General features: G+C 29.6%; 15 protein-coding genes, 5 tRNA genes and 1 other RNA gene. 5 read left to right on the top strand and 16 right to left on the bottom strand.

Annotated elements, in window-relative coordinates:
- Positions 1 to 4: 4 nt before the first annotated feature.
- Positions 5 to 1,078, bottom strand: coding sequence for an FUSC family protein (locus CSPT_RS03590; protein WP_089182338.1), 1,074 nt, complete (start codon positions 1,076 to 1,078; stop codon positions 5 to 7).
- Positions 1,079 to 1,244: 166 nt separating this feature from the next.
- Here CSPT_RS03590 and CSPT_RS03585 point away from each other — a divergent pair, with 166 nt between their 5' ends.
- Both CSPT_RS03585 and ssrA read left to right on the top strand, forming a co-directional pair.
- Positions 1,245 to 1,652 (top strand): Hpt domain-containing protein, encoded by a 408-nt coding sequence (locus CSPT_RS03585; RefSeq protein ID WP_089182337.1) that lies wholly within the window; start codon positions 1,245 to 1,247, stop codon positions 1,650 to 1,652.
- A 32-nt stretch (positions 1,653 to 1,684) separates the two neighbouring features.
- Positions 1,685 to 2,045: a transfer-messenger RNA gene (gene ssrA / locus CSPT_RS03580) on the top strand.
- Positions 2,046 to 2,637: 592 nt separating this feature from the next.
- Here ssrA and CSPT_RS03575 read toward each other — a convergent pair.
- The 5 genes from CSPT_RS03575 to CSPT_RS03555 all read right to left on the bottom strand — a co-directional run bounded on the left by CSPT_RS03575 (position 2,638) and on the right by CSPT_RS03555 (position 3,078).
- Positions 2,638 to 2,713: transfer RNA gene (locus CSPT_RS03575), tRNA-Lys, on the bottom strand.
- Positions 2,714 to 2,721: 8 nt separating this feature from the next.
- Positions 2,722 to 2,798: transfer RNA gene (locus CSPT_RS03570), tRNA-Asp, on the bottom strand.
- Positions 2,799 to 2,814: 16 nt separating this feature from the next.
- Positions 2,815 to 2,890, bottom strand: a tRNA-Val gene (locus CSPT_RS03565).
- Between the two features lie 3 nt (positions 2,891 to 2,893).
- Positions 2,894 to 2,969, bottom strand: a tRNA-Glu gene (locus CSPT_RS03560).
- A gap of 29 nt (positions 2,970 to 2,998) precedes the next feature.
- Positions 2,999 to 3,078 (bottom strand) — tRNA-OTHER (locus CSPT_RS03555).
- Between the two features lie 165 nt (positions 3,079 to 3,243).
- Between CSPT_RS03555 and CSPT_RS03550 the strand changes: the two genes are divergently transcribed.
- On the top strand, positions 3,244 to 4,449 hold the full coding sequence (locus CSPT_RS03550) for a GGDEF domain-containing protein (RefSeq protein ID WP_089182336.1): 1,206 nt from the start codon (positions 3,244 to 3,246) through the stop codon (positions 4,447 to 4,449).
- A gap of 38 nt (positions 4,450 to 4,487) precedes the next feature.
- On the opposite strand, the gene CSPT_RS03545 is transcribed toward CSPT_RS03550, so the two are convergent.
- The 7 genes from CSPT_RS03545 to CSPT_RS03515 are packed head-to-tail and all read right to left on the bottom strand — an operon-like array spanning position 4,488 to position 11,720.
- Positions 4,488 to 5,246, bottom strand: a complete 759-nt coding sequence (locus CSPT_RS03545; protein WP_089182335.1) for a flagellin — start codon at positions 5,244 to 5,246, stop codon at positions 4,488 to 4,490.
- Between the two features lie 50 nt (positions 5,247 to 5,296).
- Positions 5,297 to 6,586 carry a histidinol dehydrogenase gene (gene hisD, locus CSPT_RS03540; protein WP_089182334.1) on the bottom strand — a complete coding sequence of 430 codons (1,290 nt, stop codon included), beginning with the start codon at positions 6,584 to 6,586 and terminating at the stop codon, positions 5,297 to 5,299.
- 26 nt (positions 6,587 to 6,612) lie between these two features.
- Positions 6,613 to 7,407, bottom strand: coding sequence for a 1-aminocyclopropane-1-carboxylate deaminase (locus CSPT_RS03535; protein WP_235610083.1), 795 nt, complete (start codon positions 7,405 to 7,407; stop codon positions 6,613 to 6,615).
- A gap of 52 nt (positions 7,408 to 7,459) precedes the next feature.
- Positions 7,460 to 8,488, bottom strand: coding sequence for an OmpA family protein (locus CSPT_RS03530; RefSeq protein WP_089182332.1), 1,029 nt, complete (start codon positions 8,486 to 8,488; stop codon positions 7,460 to 7,462).
- Positions 8,485 to 9,822, bottom strand: a complete 1,338-nt coding sequence (locus CSPT_RS03525; protein WP_089182331.1) for a MotA/TolQ/ExbB proton channel family protein — start codon at positions 9,820 to 9,822, stop codon at positions 8,485 to 8,487. Before CSPT_RS03525 ends, CSPT_RS03530 begins: the two co-directional genes overlap by 4 nt.
- 9 nt (positions 9,823 to 9,831) lie before the next feature.
- Positions 9,832 to 10,896 (bottom strand): class II fructose-bisphosphate aldolase, encoded by a 1,065-nt coding sequence (gene fbaA / locus CSPT_RS03520; protein WP_089182330.1) that lies wholly within the window; start codon positions 10,894 to 10,896, stop codon positions 9,832 to 9,834.
- 11 nt (positions 10,897 to 10,907) lie between these two features.
- The gene (locus CSPT_RS03515) at positions 10,908 to 11,720 is read right to left on the bottom strand and encodes a peptidylprolyl isomerase (protein ID WP_089182329.1); all 813 of its coding nucleotides are present in this window, start codon (positions 11,718 to 11,720) and stop codon (positions 10,908 to 10,910) included.
- Positions 11,721 to 11,846: 126 nt separating this feature from the next.
- On the opposite strand from CSPT_RS03515, the gene nth reads away from it, so the two are divergent.
- Positions 11,847 to 12,476 carry an endonuclease III gene (nth, locus tag CSPT_RS03510; protein WP_089182328.1) on the top strand — a complete coding sequence of 210 codons (630 nt, stop codon included), beginning with the start codon at positions 11,847 to 11,849 and terminating at the stop codon, positions 12,474 to 12,476.
- Positions 12,477 to 12,486: 10 nt separating this feature from the next.
- A complete protein-coding gene (locus CSPT_RS03505) occupies positions 12,487 to 13,764 on the top strand; it encodes a M28 family peptidase (protein WP_089182327.1) in 1,278 nt (425 codons plus the stop codon).
- Between the two features lie 38 nt (positions 13,765 to 13,802).
- On the opposite strand, the gene ychF is transcribed toward CSPT_RS03505, so the two are convergent.
- The 3 genes from ychF to CSPT_RS03490 are packed head-to-tail and all read right to left on the bottom strand — an operon-like array spanning position 13,803 to position 16,952.
- Positions 13,803 to 14,906, bottom strand: coding sequence for a redox-regulated ATPase YchF (ychF, locus tag CSPT_RS03500; protein ID WP_089182326.1), 1,104 nt, complete (start codon positions 14,904 to 14,906; stop codon positions 13,803 to 13,805).
- Positions 14,906 to 16,357: a leucyl aminopeptidase gene (locus CSPT_RS03495; RefSeq protein ID WP_089182325.1), complete on the bottom strand. Its 1,452-nt coding sequence runs from the start codon at positions 16,355 to 16,357 to the stop codon at positions 14,906 to 14,908. The genes ychF and CSPT_RS03495 overlap by 1 nt, the downstream gene beginning before the upstream one ends.
- Positions 16,341 to 16,952, bottom strand: coding sequence for a DedA family protein (locus CSPT_RS03490; RefSeq protein ID WP_089182324.1), 612 nt, complete (start codon positions 16,950 to 16,952; stop codon positions 16,341 to 16,343). The genes CSPT_RS03495 and CSPT_RS03490 overlap by 17 nt, the downstream gene beginning before the upstream one ends.

Here is a 16,952-nt window from a genome sequence, read left to right as displayed (position 1 = left end):
TAACCTAATCATTAATTCTATTTTTTGATAAAAACAAAACTATAAATTTAACTATATTTCTAAATTTTATACTATGAAGACAAACTCCGCCTATAAAACCTACAAAACTACCAAATATTATATCTTCAAGTCTAGTTACTATCAAATCAGTTGCATTGCCACTTATTACGCCATTTATCTCGGCCATATAAACAGTAAGCGGTGTGATAAAAATAGCAGCAATCCCATAATTTCTCACTACGCTAAATTCTATTAAAAAAGTTAAAACAGCTATAAGAATAGCTATTTCATAACTATTTAAATACACAGATAACAAAAAATATGTCAAAATTATACCTAAACAAGTCCCCAAAATCCTGTGTATCTGCCTTGTCCATTTACTTTTTAATGTCATTCCTTGAAGTATAGCTAAAGTTGAAATAGGCACCCAATAAGGTTTATCAAAACCTATAAAATCAGCTAAAAATACACTAAGACTTACAAATACTCCAAGTATAACAGAATCTAATACGACATCATCAAACCCATCGTATTCAATTTTAGGTATTGGCTCTGGTTTTATAAATTTAACAGTGCTTAATCCATATAAAAATGATACAAAACACGCCCAAATTGTTCCGAGCATAAAATAACCACTAATTTGTATCAAAGCTTCTGTTTTAAATGGCATAAAAGCTGCAAGTGTAGCTATCATCATAAAAAAGAAATTTCCAGGAGTTGGTAATTTATAAAATCTTACTATCATTGTTGTTATAGTAGTTATTATGCCCAAAATAAGTGGAAGCAATGATGGATTAATGTGAGAAAAACTACCAAATACAAAAGACACAATCATACCAAAACTACAAGCCATAAGAACTACCATTCTATGATGAATAGGAGTTTTTAATGTGTATAAAAATACAAGACCTGCCAAAGAAGCTACAGTAGCTTGTGCCATATGTCCAGATATAGCACCTATAAAAAGTGGTCCTGAGGTTGATATCGCCGTACTAAGAGGCATATGCCAAGGACGATCTGTTTGATTGATTTTAAATAAATTGTTTATCTCATAAAATATTTTTTTTAAAATTTGCAACTATTTTCCTTAAATTTATTAATAATTTTGAAGATAAATTCCTAAATATGATAATTTTGTGATATACTAACATATATTTTTATATAAAATTTAAAATAATATAAGGTAACATTTTATCATAATAATGATACACTAAAAACTTAATCAAGACTCCAAGGAGTAAAAAGTGGGAATATTAAAAACCATAGAAATAGACTACGATAGTGATTTAGTGGAAGAATTTTTATCTCATTACGGTCTGATGTGTGAACTTATGGAACCTTTGATTATCAATCTAGAAAGAGAAGATTTATATAAAGATAGCGTAAATGAGCTATTTAGAATTTTTCACAACATTAAATCATCAGCTTCTTATATGAGACTAGATACTATAACTAAATTAGCAGAAATATGCGAAGATGTCATGGAAGAAGCAAGAATACTAAAAGGTCCGGCAAATATAGAATTTACAGATTGGCTACTTTTAGTAAGCGATCAATTTACCTCTTTTTCAAATGATATAAATAATGACAAAGAGTATTTTAGTATTTTAAATCCAAAAATAATAGCAATACCACAAAAGCTTGACATTTAAAGATTTTTATAGTATATTTTGCGAAATTTTATGGGGATGACTTGGCTTCGACAGGAGTAGATTGCCCATGGTTGCATGTCGCTTTGGATATAGCGTATAAAATCCAAACTAAATTTAAACGCAAATAACGTTAAATTCGCTCCTGCTTACGCTAAAGCTGCGTAGGTTCAGTTGAGCCTTGCATTGTGCTGATACTATTTAGGCACAAAAGCGAGTAATTTTAAATAGTGTAGTTCAAATGTCTGACAAACATTTGTGCGAATTTTTTGTCTTAGTTTAAAAGAAAGTTTTGGAAAGTGAGCTCTTTTAAATGAAAATTTCACTTTTGCTAAACATGTAGATGCCTTGAGTGTTTATTTTTGGACTGCGGTTCGATCCCGCACATCTCCACCATTATTCGAAAAATCATCATCTAAAAAATAACAAAACCCCTGAATTCTCACACATTTAAAAATCATGCAAATACTGGATTAATCTAGTTTTAAGCCTTTTTATGCTTAAAAAAAGTTTATATCAAAGTTTATATGATTATTTAACTTTTTTACTAAAACTTTTATAAAATACTAAACTATATATTATCACAGAACTTAATAAGTTAGCAATATTACAAATTTAATTAATTATCAAATTAATAAGTAAAATATTAAATTTTATAATGATTTTAATATCCTAAAAATAGACAAATAGCAATAATAATAAAAACAGCTCCTATAACAAGAATTTTATTATCATTGTCTATATATCTTTTTATATCTATATATCCATTTGAAACATCATTCAAATAATACAAAAAACCATTTTTTGTATATACTGAACTAAAAAACTTTTATAAATTTTATAATGAAAACGAACATAAATAATTATCAAAACTATTAAAAATAATAAAGTTAACATTATTTATCCTTAATTTGCAATGTATCGAAAAAATATATTATTATTTATTATAATAACATAAAAAAGTAATTTATAAACTAATATAAAATAATGGTGTCCTGCGTTGGATTCGAACCAACGGCCCCCTCATTAAAAGTGAGATGCTCTACCGACTGAGCTAGCAAGACAAAAGAAGTGGCGCAGCGGACGAGGCTCGAACTCGCGACCTCCGCCGTGACAGGGCGGCATTCTAACCAGCTGAACTACCGCTGCACCTAATATAATGATATGGTGGTCGCTATAAGACTCGAACTTATGACATCCACCTTGTAAGGGTGGCGCTCTACCAACTGAGCTAAGCGACCAAATGGCGACCCTTGCAAGATTTGAACTTACGTTATTACAAAGAGATTGTAATGTCCTGAGCCACTAGACGAAAGGGTCAAATCACAAAGTAACGCACTTTATATAAATGGTGTCCTGCGTTGGATTCGAACCAACGGCCCCCTCATTAATTAAAAGTGAGATGCTCTACCGACTGAGCTAGCAAGACTTTTTAAAAAAACGAAATTGTATTATATACAAATATTGATATTTTGTCAAGAAAAATACAAAATTTTTATATGTTAATAAAATTGATACAAAAATCTACATTTTATTAACAAAAAATATAGATTTATAAACAAAATTAAAATATAACAAATTTATTTGCAAATTTATGATAGAATTAACAGAAATTTATATAGAAAGTTTAGTTATGGCTATATCATCAGTAGATAAAAAGATTGTGGACTTACCCAATAAACCTAAAATAAAAATGTTTGTTTGGAATGAAACTTTTGAAACCGGTATTGATATAGTAGATAAACAACATAAACATCTAGTTGATTTGATAAATAATATAGCAGAACACATAAATTTATCAACACTTGATTTTAAAGATATGAATTTTTTCTTGCAAGAAGTTATCGACTACACCATTTACCACTTTAATGATGAAGAAAAACTTATGAAGAAAGTTAAAATAAATAAAGATTTTTTCTCAAATCATAAAAAAAATCATAACACATTTATATATACAGTTAAGGAATTAGCTTCATCTATAAATGAAGAAAATATGCTTATGAATGCAAAAGCTCTTTTAGATTTTTTGATTAATTGGCTTGCGTTTCATATACTTGGTCAAGATAAAATATTTGGAGCACAATATCATATGATAAAAGATGGCTTAACGCCAGATGAAGCTTATGAAAAACTTATGAAAGATATAGATAATAAAACTGAGCCCCTGGTTCACTCACTAACAACTCTTTTTAGTATTTTAACAGATAGAAATCAAGAGCTTACAGAACTTAAAAATAATCTTGAAGAAAAAGTAAAAGAAAAAACAAAAGAACTTGTAGATAAAAATATAAAATTAGAATACCTTTCACAAACAGATCAACTTACAGAGTTAAAAAATAGACGCTTTGGAATGGAAGTAATAAAAAAATTGTATGAAGAAATAAATGATAATAATCCATTAAGTGTTATTATGATCGATGCTGATAATTTTAAATGCGTAAATGATGAATTTGGACATAATATAGGTGATAAGGTATTAATAGCTCTTTCAAAAACATTAAAAGACAATATAAGAACCGATGATATAGTTTGTAGACTTGGCGGTGATGAATTTTTGATAATCTGTCCATATACAAATAAAAGTGGCGCATTAACATTAGCAAAACATCTTCTTTCAATTATAAAAAATATGAAGATAATGGTTGGAACAAGAAACTCAAAAAAAGTTTATTGGCAAAGCAGTGCTAGTTTAGGAGTTGCTAGCAGTGAAGATAACATAAAATCTTTTCAAGATTTAATAAAAATAGCAGATATAAAAATGTATGAGGCTAAAAATAATGGAAAGAATTGTGTAAGATAAAAACCTAACTTGCTACAAGTTAGGTTTTATAATTTTATTTATCTAAGCAAATTTGCTATTTGATTTTGTGCATTTTGCAAATTAAATGCTGAAGCATAAGCTCCTGAGTTTATAAGCAAATTAGCCTGATTAAAATCATTTACATTTTTAGCTATATCATTATTTTGCAGGTTGCTTTCGCTTGCTTGAATATTTACATTTGTATTCATAGCTACATTTACACCACTCATTATACCATTTTGTGCTGAACCAATATCACTTCTAAGAGAGTTTATACTACTCATAAAATCTTGAATGCTTTGCTGATTATTTACATCTATTGTGCCAAAACTTGGTGCATTTAAAGATATACTTGCATTTCCATTACCAGTAACAAATTCCATGCTTCCACTAAAAACATTTTTACCATTAAAACTTGCACTAGAAACAGCATCTTTCATAGAATTAACTAAAGCATTTGCTTCATTTTGAATCATTTTCTTTTGGTCGCTATTTAAAGCAGCACTATTCATAGAAACTGAAAGCTCATTTATCCTATCGGCACTTTTAGTGATATTGCTTAAAGCACCATCTGCAATTTGAAGTATCCCTATGGCATCATTTGCATTTGCAACACCCTGCTCTATTGATGAACTCTGGGTTCTAAGTGAGTCAGCTATGCTCATACTAGCACCATCTGTGCTAGAAATAGCCCTATTAGCAACTACAGCTTCTAATGCTTTGTTTGCATTGTTTTGAGCTTGATTTAAATAGTAATTTCCGTTTGCCGAGTTTGTATTTAAACTATTTATCTGCATAACATCTCCTTTGTTTGCATTTTTGATAATTATACCACAATTAAATAAACTTATTGTTTATTAAATCTTAATTCTACTGATTTTTTATGAGCTCCAAGTCCCTCAGCTTCTGCAAGAACCATACAGGCTTCACTTAATTCATCTATACCATTTTTACTAATTGATATGATTGAGCTTTTCTTAACAAAATTACTCACACTAAGTGGAGAAAAAAATCTGGCACTCCCTCCAGTTGGCAAAGTATGATTTGGTCCTGCTAAATAATCACCCATTGCTTCGGGCGTATTGTGCCCTAAAAATATAGCTCCAGCGTGTTTTATCTTATGTAAATAATCAAATGCATTATCAGTTGCTATCTCAAGGTGTTCAACTGCTAATTCATTCATAAGAAAAACAGCTTCGCACATATCTTTTGCAACGATTATAGCAGCTTTATTTTCTATGCTAACTCTTGCAATTTTTTCTCTTTGCAATGTTGGTAAAACGGTATTTATTTCATCTTTGATTAAATTTGCAAATTTCTCATCATCAGTTATAAGAAAACTACTTGCTATCTCATCGTGTTCAGCCTGGGAAAGCAAATCAATAGCTATATGTTTGTAATTTGCACTATTATCAGCTAAAACGCCTATCTCACTTGGTCCTGCAATCATATCAATATTTACATCCCCAAAAACAAGTTTTTTAGCAGTTGCTACATATATATTTCCAGGACCTGTTATAACATCTACTTTTTTTATACTTTGTGTTCCATACGCCATAGCCCCAATTGCCGAAGCACCGCCAACTTTATATGCATTTTTAATGCCAAGTAGATACATAGTAGCTAAAAGCAAGTTATTTACACTGCCATTTACAGCAGGAGTGCAAATGGTTATCTCTTTTACTCCAGCAACTATTGCAGGAATTGCATTCATTAAAAGCGAACTAGGATACGCCGCTTTTCCGCCAGGTATATAAAGCCCAGCCCTATCAACTGGTGTAACTTTTTGACCCAAAATTGTGCCATTTTCTTCAAAACTAAGCCAAGTTTTTTCAATCTGTTTTTCATGATAAGATTTTATCCTATCATATGCAATTTTTAATGCTTTTTTTAAATTCTCATCTAAAGAATTATATGCGTTTTTCATTTCATCATTCGAAATTTTTAGAGCATTTGTAGCATCCCATTTGTCAAATTTAGCAATCTGTTCTACTAAAGCCTCATCGCCTCTTTTTTTTATATCATCTATTATGTCTTTAACAACTGGTATAACACTGCTCATATCGTTATCTGATCTATGAACTAATTTGTCAAACTCACTTTGAAAGTTTTTATCTGTTGATTTTAGTATTTTCATAATAAGTCCTTTTTGTAATAATTATACTATAAATTTGAAATACCTTTATACTTATAACGCTCCAGTTGGCTTATATTGCCTATAATTCCACCTTGATGTATATAAAGAATTGGATTTTTAAATTTATCCAAATTTGAAAAAAGAGTTAAAAATCCAACCGGATCATAAATTAAATCAAATTCTATTTTTGTTTCATCAAGCAACTCTTTGTAAATTTCATAAAGTTCTTTTTTGATATCTCCAAAAGTATATTTTTTAGGAGGATTTAAAATTTGAACCTTAGAGCTTGGATCAAGTTCATAAATTTGCTCTTTTAAATAATTTGTATCGCCAACGCAAGGTGTGGTAAAAACATTAAATTTTATATTTTTTGATAGATACGCTGCACTTGCACCAGTTCCGCTTGGTAGAAAAATATCAAATTTAATGTTTTGTTTTTTAGAAAAATTATCTATAAACTCGGCTTGTTTTATAAAGCCAAATTCAGCTTCTTTTTGGGCTACACCCTCTTTTATAAAAAGTGTTTTTGTATCAACTAAATTTTTTGCAAAATTTTCTCTATCTTTATCCACAAAATATTTCATACCATTTTCAATGGCAAATTTAAAGTTTCCAACGGGATTTTCTTTTAGTTTGTTGCCGATATGATCGCATACATAAATAAAATCTAAATTATGTCTTTTTGCAAAAACACTTATGCTATACATTGCATTTGACTGATTTGAACCATAGCTTACTATTTTATCAAATTTACTAATGTCACAATGTAAAAAATACTCTAACTTTCTAGCTTTATTTCCATTAAAATCGCCATCAATCAAATCATCTCTTAAAATGAAAAAATCAATATTTCTAAAAGAAATTTTATCAATTCTAGTTATTTTTAAGCTCCAAAAATTTCTCTATCTCTTCCATAGCTTCTTTGTTTGAGATGGAAAATTTTATTTCTATTCTTCTTGAAGCAGCTTTATCTTCCACTCCATCTTTTTTAATTGTATCTAAAAAACTTCTTCCACTTGCTACAAGATATTTTTGTAAATTCTTGTCATTATTCCAAGTGTATATAAATTTCATAACCTCATAAGCTCTTTTTTGAGATAAATCAAGATTGTAAAGATAGCCACCATCACTATCTGTATGCCCTTCTATCATAATTTGATCGATATTTGGACGAATTTCATCACTGAGCAAAACATTAAGATATTTTTGCAATGTATTTTTTAAATACTCTTTTGAATCTTCTTTAAGATTCCATGAAGCCACATCAAAAAGTACTGATGATGGAAGAGATATAGCTCCACTATTTTTGTCTATTTTAATGTCATTTCCAAGCTCTTTTTGCAAAGTTTCTATAACTTTTACTCTTATGCCGCTTAAACTTTTTACTTTTTGTTTTGTAACATTAAAATCGCTATAAAGCTCATTATATTTAACATCCTTATCGGCAATAACACTTTGTAAATTTGAAATCTCATTTTGAAGCATAATTACAGTTGAGTTAAGATCATTAAGTGTTAGGTTTGCATCTTGTAATTCTTGCTTAAATGTCAAATTTGAGCTTTCAAGTTTAGTAGCATTTGATTCTAAATCAATAAGTCTTGCACTAATCCACTCGTTTAAAATTTCTAGTTGTTTATTTTGGTCTTGTGCCGCATTTAAATTTTGCAATACATCGCTAAGAATTTTCTGTTTTTTTTCAAGCTCTTTATTGCTAAGTTCTAACTTTTGTTCTTTTAAAATTAAATTTTGTTTAAGAACGCTTAAATCCTGTTTTGCAAAGAAATATCTAATAAAAATAGCCCCCAAAACAAGAATAAATACAAAAAGTAATCCAGCCATCAAATCAGCATAAGCTATCCAAAAATTACTATTTGTATCATTATGAGAGTTTTTTACTTTCATTTACTACTTTCTTGGGACATATCTTCATCTAATTTGTTAATTTTATCTAGAACTTTATTAACCTCTTCATCTAATTTATCAACATTTTTCTTATATTCGCCAATCATCTCTTGACTATTTGTATCATAAATATCAGAATTTTCTTTCTCAAAAACTTCTTTAAAAGATTTCATTCCCTCAAAAATGCTCTTTTGAAAACCTTCCATAGATATCTTTTGCTTATCTAAAATGTTTTCGCTAAATTTATTTAATGAAAGATTAAATTTATAAATATTTTCTTCAAAAGTAGATATGATTTTTTCTATCTTGCTCAATCTATCTTCGGAAAGATCGTGCAATCTAGTATATTGTTTAGAAAAATCAAGTTGTAATTCTTTGAGATTTGAACTAAATGCATGAAGTATGTTTAGCATTTCTGCGTGAACTTTTACTATATCTTTTTGATCTCTTTGCGAGCGAAGAAGCATATCTGAAGTATGTTTTATATGTTCTGAGCTAAGTTTGACCGCTTTTTCTTCTGTAAGAAGAATATTTTTAAATGTTTCAAATTTTTTCTCAACAGAATTATTTAATTCATTAAAAAACTCTTGATTTGCAACATAACCGAAAATAACCCCTATTTTATCAAAATGTTTTAAACTCTCACTTAGATATCTCTGTTCTATATCTTCTTTTGTCCAAAAAAATCCGCTTGTATCGTTTCTAAGCCTATTTATAATTTTCTCAAATCTACTCATACCATATTTTTCAAAAAACAACCACCATAATGCAAGGAAAATACCATAAATAGATATATAAAATGCAGTTCCAACACCGCTAAGAAGCCCTGAAATTTCTATTTCTAAATTACCAAAATTCTCAGTTTCAAATTTTGGCATAGAAATAGCAATACTAATAAATGTCCCAAGAATTCCAAGCATTGGAAAAACAACTGCTCCAACAGATGCAAAATGCTCATTTCTTGCATGTCTTGAATGGTTTTCTACAAATTCATCAAAACCGGCATTTGATCTTTTTTCACCAGCTATTGTAAGTAAATTTTTTATGATGTATTTTCTTAAATCTTTTTTAAATTCATCAAGTTGATGTTCGAAAATACTGCATCCAAGTTCTGCGCTATGTCTTGCAAAAATCAAAGATACAATATAAATAACACCCATCATAATTACAGTATGCAAACCAACTTCAAAATTTATGTATTTAAAATATCCTAATAAAAAAACAATATAAAAAATCGTAGGCAAAACTATAATTTTAAAATAAACCAATCTAGTTTGACTAGCCTGAATTTCACTTAAATTTAACTCGGAAAATGCATCATTTTTCAAATCCATAGAATTACCTTAATTTTTATTGACACAATTTAAATTTTCGTAAGCCACACTAAGTCTTTTTATAACGCTTTCTTCGGCACATCTTAGCCATTTTCTAGGATCGTAATATTTTTTATTTGGCTTATCTTCGCCATCTGGATTGCCGATTTGACCTTGTAAATAAGCTCTATTTTCAAGTTCGTATTCTCTTACGCCATCCCAAAATGCCCACTGAGTATCTGTGTCTATATTCATTTTAACAACGCCATATCTTACAGCGTCTTTTATGTCTCTTATCTCACTTCCGCTTCCACCATGAAAAACAAATTTAACAGGTTTGTCATCTTTTAAATTTAATTTTTCTTTTAGATATTTTTGAGAATTAGATAAAATCTCAGGTCTTAAAACAACATTTCCCGGTTTATAAACACCATGAACATTACCAAAACTAGCAGCTATACTAAAAGCATCTCCTACCTTAGAAAGTCTTTCATACGCCAAAGCTACATCTTTTGGCTGTGTATATAAAAGTGCATTGTCAACGCTAGTATTATCAACACCATCTTCTTCGCCACCAGTTACTCCAAGTTCAATTTCTATTGCAACACCAAGTTCTTTAAAAATTTTAAAATATTCTTCACAAGTTGTTAAATTTTCATCTAAACTTTCTTCGCTTAAATCAAGCATATGAGAGCTAAAAAGTGGTTTTTTATGCCTAGAAAAATATATTTTATTTGCCTCAACTAAACCATCTATCCAAGGAAGTAGTTTTCTTGCAGCATGATCTGTATGCAAAATAACTGGAATCCCATAATGCTCAGATAAAATATGAACATGTTTTGCTCCTGCAATCCCGCCTATCACACTGGCATTTGGACACCCTTTTCCTGCATAAAAACTAGCCCCTCCATTTGAAAATTGGATAATAACGGGCGAATTAACTTTCTTAGCTGTTTCTAAAACCGCATTTATAGAGTTGCTACCAACCACATTTACAGCAGGAATCGCAAAGCCATTTTCTTTAGCATAATCATATAGTTTAACAACATCATTACCAAATAACACACCTGGTTTTACTATATCTAAAACGCCCATTTTATCGCCTTTTATTTAGAATAAGTTATTTTTGCTTTTTGTTTTAAATCTTGAATCTTACCTTGCATTTTGCCTTTGAATTGTTGTAATTTAAGCGAATTTTCTATTTCATCTTTTACATCATTATAAGGTATTGTTCCTTCTGGTCTTTCATCTTCTTTTAATATAACATGATAACCAAATTGTGATTTTACTGGATTTTTAGTAAGTTCGCCTTTTTTAAGACTTTCTACAGCATCAGCAAAAGGTTTTACCATCTTTGATTTCTCAAACCAACCAAGCTCTCCGCCTTGTCTTGCACTTCCACCATCTATTGATTTTTCTTTAGCAAGCTCTGCAAATTTATTTTCTAAATCTTTACCTTTAAATGCTTGTAATGATTTTATAGCGTCTTTTGCTCCTTTTTCATTATCTAGGGCAAATAATATATGTTTAGCTTTTGATTGTCCAGGTCTTTTAAAAAGTCTATCTTTGTTTGTATCATAAAATTTTTTAATATCTGCGTCACTAACTTTTATACCATCAAAAATCTTTTTCATATAAATATCAGCCATTACTTTTTCTTCTAAATTTTTTAAAGATTTTGTATATTCAGGCTCTTTTTGAATACCGGTTTTTTTAGCATCATCTACTATAAGTTTATATTCTATTGCTTGATCAATAAGTTGTTTTTTATGCTCTGGTGACATTTTATTTAATTGTATACCAGGGATTGCCTCAAGTTCTTCAGATGTAATATCTTGACCATTAACAGTTGCTAAAACTGCTGCATTTAAACTAATAGCCGTAGCTAAACTAAGTGTTGTAAAAACTAATTTTTTCATAAATTTTCCTTTATTTTTTGTTTTAAATAAACATTTTTAATTATATCATAAAACAAATTTATCATTTATAAATAAAACTTAATTTTTTTAAACAAAATTAATCAATATTTAGATAAACTTAAATTTATGAATAAAAAAGATATTTTAACAATAAAATCTCGTCTTATAGAAAATTATAAAGATGCAAAAAGCGAACTTAAATTTAATAACCTTTATGAACTCATAGTATGCGTTATGCTCTCGGCACAATGCACTGATAAAAGGGTAAATTTAATAACTCCTAGTTTGTTTGAAAATTATCCAGATGTCATATCGCTTTCAAAAGCAAATTTAAATAGTCTTAAAACAATCATAAATTCATGTAGTTTTTTTAACAACAAAGCTTCAAATTTAATAAAAATGGCAAAAAATGTGGTTGAAAATTTTAACTCAGAAATTCCATTAAACGAAAAAGACTTAATGAGTTTAGAGGGTGTTGGACAAAAAACAGCACATGTTGTATTGCTTGAGTGGCAAAATGAAAATGTAATGGCTGTTGATACGCATGTTTTTAGGGTTGCTCATAGACTAAATTTAAGCAAGGCAAAAACCCCACAAAACACAGAACTTGATCTTACAAGATTATTTAAAACTGATCTTAATAAACTTCATCAAGCTATGGTGCTTTTTGGAAGATATGTTTGTAAAGCCATAAAACCGCAATGTGATAAATGCATTTTAAACGATATTTGCAAAAGTAAAGATAAAAACATTTAAGGAGGAAGTAATGAAAAAAGTTATGGATTATTTTAAAGAAATTTGTGCGATTCCACACGCTAGTTTTCAAACAGATGAATTAAAAGAATATTTGTTAAAACATTGTGAGAAGTGTGGTTTTGAGACCAAAGTTGATGAAGCTGGAAACATTTATGCTATAAAAGGCGATCCAAAAATATGTCTGCAAAGCCATTATGATATGGTATGTGTTGGAGATGCACCAAATTTAGTTTTAGAGCAAAAAGATGGATTTTTAAGTGCAAAAAACTCAAGCTTAGGAGCAGACAATGGAATCGGTGTTGCGATAAGTATGGTTATGATGGAAGAGTTTAAAAATTTAGAAGTTATTTTTACAAACAATGAAGAAGTTGGACTTTGGGGAGCTGCTAAATTTAACTATAAAATAAAAAGCGGTAAAATTTTAAACCTTGATAGCGAAGAAGATGATAGAGTTTCCATAGGTTGTGCAGGAAGCGTGGATATGTATGCAAACAAAATTATCAAAAAAATACCTTACAACGGATTTGTTTATGAGCTTAATTTAAGTGGTTTTCCAGGCGGTCATAGTGGCACACAAATAGACCAAAACATACCAAATGCAATAAAATTTCTAGTTAAATTTATAAAAGAAAATAACGGAAAGATATCTAAATTTGATGGTGGCGAAAGAAGAAACTCAATTGCAGCAAATGCTAGTGCAATAGCGGTTTTTGATACAGAGATAAAAAACACGCCAGAATATATAAAAGCAAATTTAATTGGAAAACAAGAGTGCGAAATTTATAATTTTAGTGATGAGTTACTAAATATGCTTGTGCTTTTTTCACAAGGCGTTAGAAGTTATAATAAAGAGTTAAAAATACCAGGAGATAGTATAAATTTATCAACTGCAAAAGAAAAAGATGATAAATTTGAAGTGTTGTTTTTTGCAAGATCAATGAGTAAAAACGGCTTGGAAAATAGCAAATTTGAAACAAAAACTCTATGTGAGTGCTTTGGTTTTGATTTTAAATCCCAAAACCAAACAACGCCTTGGAATCCTCAAGTAAACGAATTTAGTGAAATTGTATTAAAAGCCCTTAAAAAATACTCACCAAATGCCAAATTTGCAGCAGTTCATGCTGGTCTTGAATGTGGTGTTTTTATAGGCAAAGATGAGAGTTTGCTTGCAACTTCCATAGGACCAAATATATTTAATCCTCATAGCATAAACGAAAAAGTAGAATTAAAATCGGTTGATATTATAGAAAAAGCAGTTAGAGATATATTAAAAGATATCGGTGCATAAAATTTACCTTATGGATTATCCATAAGGTAAAAAATAATCTAAACATTAAATCTAAAGTGCATTACATCGCCATCGGCTACTATATATTCTTTACCCTCTAATCTTAACTTTCCAGCCTCTTTTGCACCACTTTCGCCTTTATAAGTGATAAAATCATCATAACTTATAACTTCGGCTTTTATAAAACCTTTTTCAAAATCATTATGTATAACAGAGGCTGCTTTTGGTGCCTTCCAACCATTTGTGATAGTCCAAGCCCTAACTTCTTGAACTCCAGCTGTAAAATAGTTTATTAAATTTAATTTTCTAAAAGCTGTTCTAATAATTTGATTTAATCCACTAATTTCGCCACCAATTGATTCTAAAAACTCAATAGCCTCTTCATCTTCAAGTCCTATCATATCTTCTTCTATTTTAGAACAAATTTTTACAACTTCATGACCGCTTTTTGCAGCATATTCTCTAACATTTTTTACATATTTATTGTCTTCTACAATAGCATCTTCATCAACATTTGCAACATAAATAACTTCTTTTCCGGAAAGAAGTCTTAACTCTTTATTTAAAGATATAAAAACTTCATCATCTTTTTTATCAAAAGACGATGCATTTTTTCCATTATTTAAATGTTCTATCAGTTCATTTGCTATACCAAGAGATTCTTTTGCACCTTTTTGACCGCTTTTTGCGTCTTTTTCTAATCTAGTTATTTTTTTACTAAGTTGTTCAATATCTGCTAAAATAAGTTCTGTTTCTATAATGCCAATATCTCTTATAGGATCTATGCTTCCTTCAACATGAGTGATATTTTCGTTTTCAAAACATCTTAACATATGCAATATAACTTCAACTTCTCTGATATTTGAAAGAAATTTATTACCAAGTCCCTCGCCTTTACTTGCACCCTTTACAAGACCGGCAATATCTACAAATTCCACCATAGAATGAACTATGCGATTTGGATTTACTATCTTTGCAAGTTCATTTAGTCTAAAATCAGGCACAGGAACTACGGCTTTATTTGGCTCAATAGTACAAAAAGGATAGTTTGCAGCCTCAGCATTTTGTGCTTTTGTAAGAGCATTGAAAGTTGTTGATTTTCCAACATTTGGAAGTCCTACTATGCCAACACCAAGTCCCATTATATCTCCTTTGCCAACTCTTGCATAAAATACAGATTCATTCTAACTCCAGCTCCACTTGCACCAAAAGTATTGTATCCCCAAGCTTTTTCAACATAAGCAGGTCCAGCAATATCAAGATGAATCCACTTATCTTTATACTCATCTTTTATAAATTTATCTAAAAATAGTCCTGCAGTGATTGATCCGCCATATCTACTAGATGCGTTATTACTCACATCTGCGATATTGCTTTTTATAAGCTCGCTTAGGTACGCATTAAAATCTAGCACCGTTGCAAGCTCTCCGCTTTTTTTTATAAGTGTTTTAAATTTATACTTTAATTCATCGTTGTTGCCTAAAATTCCACTAGTATATTCCCCAAGTCCAACAACGCAGGCTCCGGTTAATGTAGCCATATCTATAAGTATATCTGGTTTAAAATCTTGAGCGTAACTAAGACAATCAGCCAAAACAAGCCTACCCTCGGCATCGGTATTTCTTACTTCTATGCTTACACCGCTTCTTGATATCAAGACATCATCTGGCTTAAATGAATTTCCACCTATCATATTTTCAGTTGCACCTAAAATAGCGTGAATTTCAAATGGTAGTTCAAGCTCACTTGCACCTTTTATAATCCCAAGTGTCGCAGCTGCACCACTTTTATCACTCTTCATAGTAACCATATAATCACTTGGTTTTAAGCTAAGCCCTCCACTATCATATGTTAAACCTTTACCAACAAAAATAATTCTTTTAAGAGGTTTTTTTGGTTTATAAATTAAATGTATGAGACGAGGAGGATTTGTGCTTGAGCGATTTACCGCTAAAAAAGCATTCATTTTTTCTTTTTTCAAAAAGCTTTCATCAAACACATTGCACTCAACATTTTTTAAAGTTTTTGCAAGAGTTTTCGCATCTTCTGCCATTTTGATAGGGGTGTAAATTTCAGGGATTTCATTTACTATATCTTTTGTGAAATTTACAGCTTTTGCCATTATAAGACCATGAGAAATACCATCTTCAACTTCATCTTTTGTTATTTTTTTGTCATTATACTCATCATTGGAAAAAATAATTTTATTCAAAGTAACGCTTTTTTTATCGCTTTTATATTTATCAAAAGTATGGCTTGATAGTTCAAACCCCTCAACTATACTTTGCACGCTCATTTTTATGCACTTACTAGCATATATTGCTATTTTTGCACTTTTTATATTTAAATTTTTAAGCACATTAAAAGCTTTGGCACAAGCCACTCTTAACTCATCATATTCAATACTTTTAAGACCTATATATAATCTTTTTTTGTCATTTAAAAATAGCTCCGAATCGCCTTTATAATTAAAAAATTTAAACTCATTATTATCTTGTATAAATTTATGTTTTAAGTTTTTATCTATTATAAAAATAATTTCAATATCAGCTTTTATAGATGTAATACTTTTATTTTCAAATTGAAATTGCATTTTTTCTATACTTCCTTTCGTTTAAAATTTTTGCTTCTATTTTTTTCATAGTGTAAAAAAAACCAACGACTATGAGTAGTATTATAGGAACAGCAAAATACCACTTAGATTCTATAAATGTTACCATATCCCAAATTTGCTGACCAAAATACCAAGCTAAAGTTATGGTAAATGCTGCCCAAATCCAAGCACTTATTAAATTTATAAAAGCAAATTTTTTTGCATTATATCTTGTTATGCCTATACTCATAGGTATAATAGTTCTAAATCCATACATATATCTTTGTAAAAAAATCACAGGCCAACCATATTTTTGAAGAAGTAAGTGAGCAACTGCAAATTTGCGCCTTTGAGAGTGAAGTTTTTTAGTTATATATTTTTTATTGTATCTTCCTATATAAAAATAAATTTGATCCCCCATAAAGCCACCAATTCCTGCTATAAAAATAGCAAGACCTAAATTTACATGTCCTTCATGAGCTAGTATCCCACCAAGTATTAAGGCAAGTTCTCCTTCTAAAATACACCAAAAAAATAGTATCAAATATGCATATTGATGATATTCTAGCATTATCTCTTTTAGATAATTCTCCAT

Source organism: Campylobacter sputorum subsp. sputorum (assembly GCF_008245005.1).
Classification (GTDB): domain Bacteria; phylum Campylobacterota; class Campylobacteria; order Campylobacterales; family Campylobacteraceae; genus Campylobacter_F; species Campylobacter_F sputorum.
Note: the sequence above shows the minus strand (reverse complement) of the source record. Positions and strands in the feature narration are given on the sequence as shown.

What these genes read in the sequence shown, in the direction of transcription:
- CSPT_RS03530 (WP_089182332.1), bottom strand. Translation starts at nt 8,488, where the DNA reads ATGAAAGTAAAAAACTCTCATAATGATACAAATAGTAATTTTTGGATA.
- CSPT_RS03490 (WP_089182324.1), bottom strand. Translation starts at nt 16,952, where the DNA reads ATGGAGAATTATCTAAAAGAGATAATGCTAGAATATCATCAATATGCA.
- CSPT_RS03515 (WP_089182329.1), bottom strand. Translation starts at nt 11,720, where the DNA reads ATGAAAAAATTAGTTTTTACAACACTTAGTTTAGCTACGGCTATTAGT.
- ychF (WP_089182326.1), bottom strand. Translation starts at nt 14,906, where the DNA reads ATGGGACTTGGTGTTGGCATAGTAGGACTTCCAAATGTTGGAAAATCA.
- fbaA (WP_089182330.1), bottom strand. Translation starts at nt 10,896, where the DNA reads ATGGGCGTTTTAGATATAGTAAAACCAGGTGTGTTATTTGGTAATGAT.
- hisD (WP_089182334.1), bottom strand. Translation starts at nt 6,586, where the DNA reads ATGAAAATACTAAAATCAACAGATAAAAACTTTCAAAGTGAGTTTGAC.
- CSPT_RS03550 (WP_089182336.1), top strand. Translation starts at nt 3,244, where the DNA reads ATGATAGAATTAACAGAAATTTATATAGAAAGTTTAGTTATGGCTATA.
- CSPT_RS03495 (WP_089182325.1), bottom strand. Translation starts at nt 16,357, where the DNA reads ATGCAATTTCAATTTGAAAATAAAAGTATTACATCTATAAAAGCTGAT.
- CSPT_RS03525 (WP_089182331.1), bottom strand. Translation starts at nt 9,822, where the DNA reads ATGGATTTGAAAAATGATGCATTTTCCGAGTTAAATTTAAGTGAAATT.
- nth (WP_089182328.1), top strand. Translation starts at nt 11,847, where the DNA reads ATGAATAAAAAAGATATTTTAACAATAAAATCTCGTCTTATAGAAAAT.
- CSPT_RS03505 (WP_089182327.1), top strand. Translation starts at nt 12,487, where the DNA reads ATGAAAAAAGTTATGGATTATTTTAAAGAAATTTGTGCGATTCCACAC.
- CSPT_RS03545 (WP_089182335.1), bottom strand. Translation starts at nt 5,246, where the DNA reads ATGCAGATAAATAGTTTAAATACAAACTCGGCAAACGGAAATTACTAT.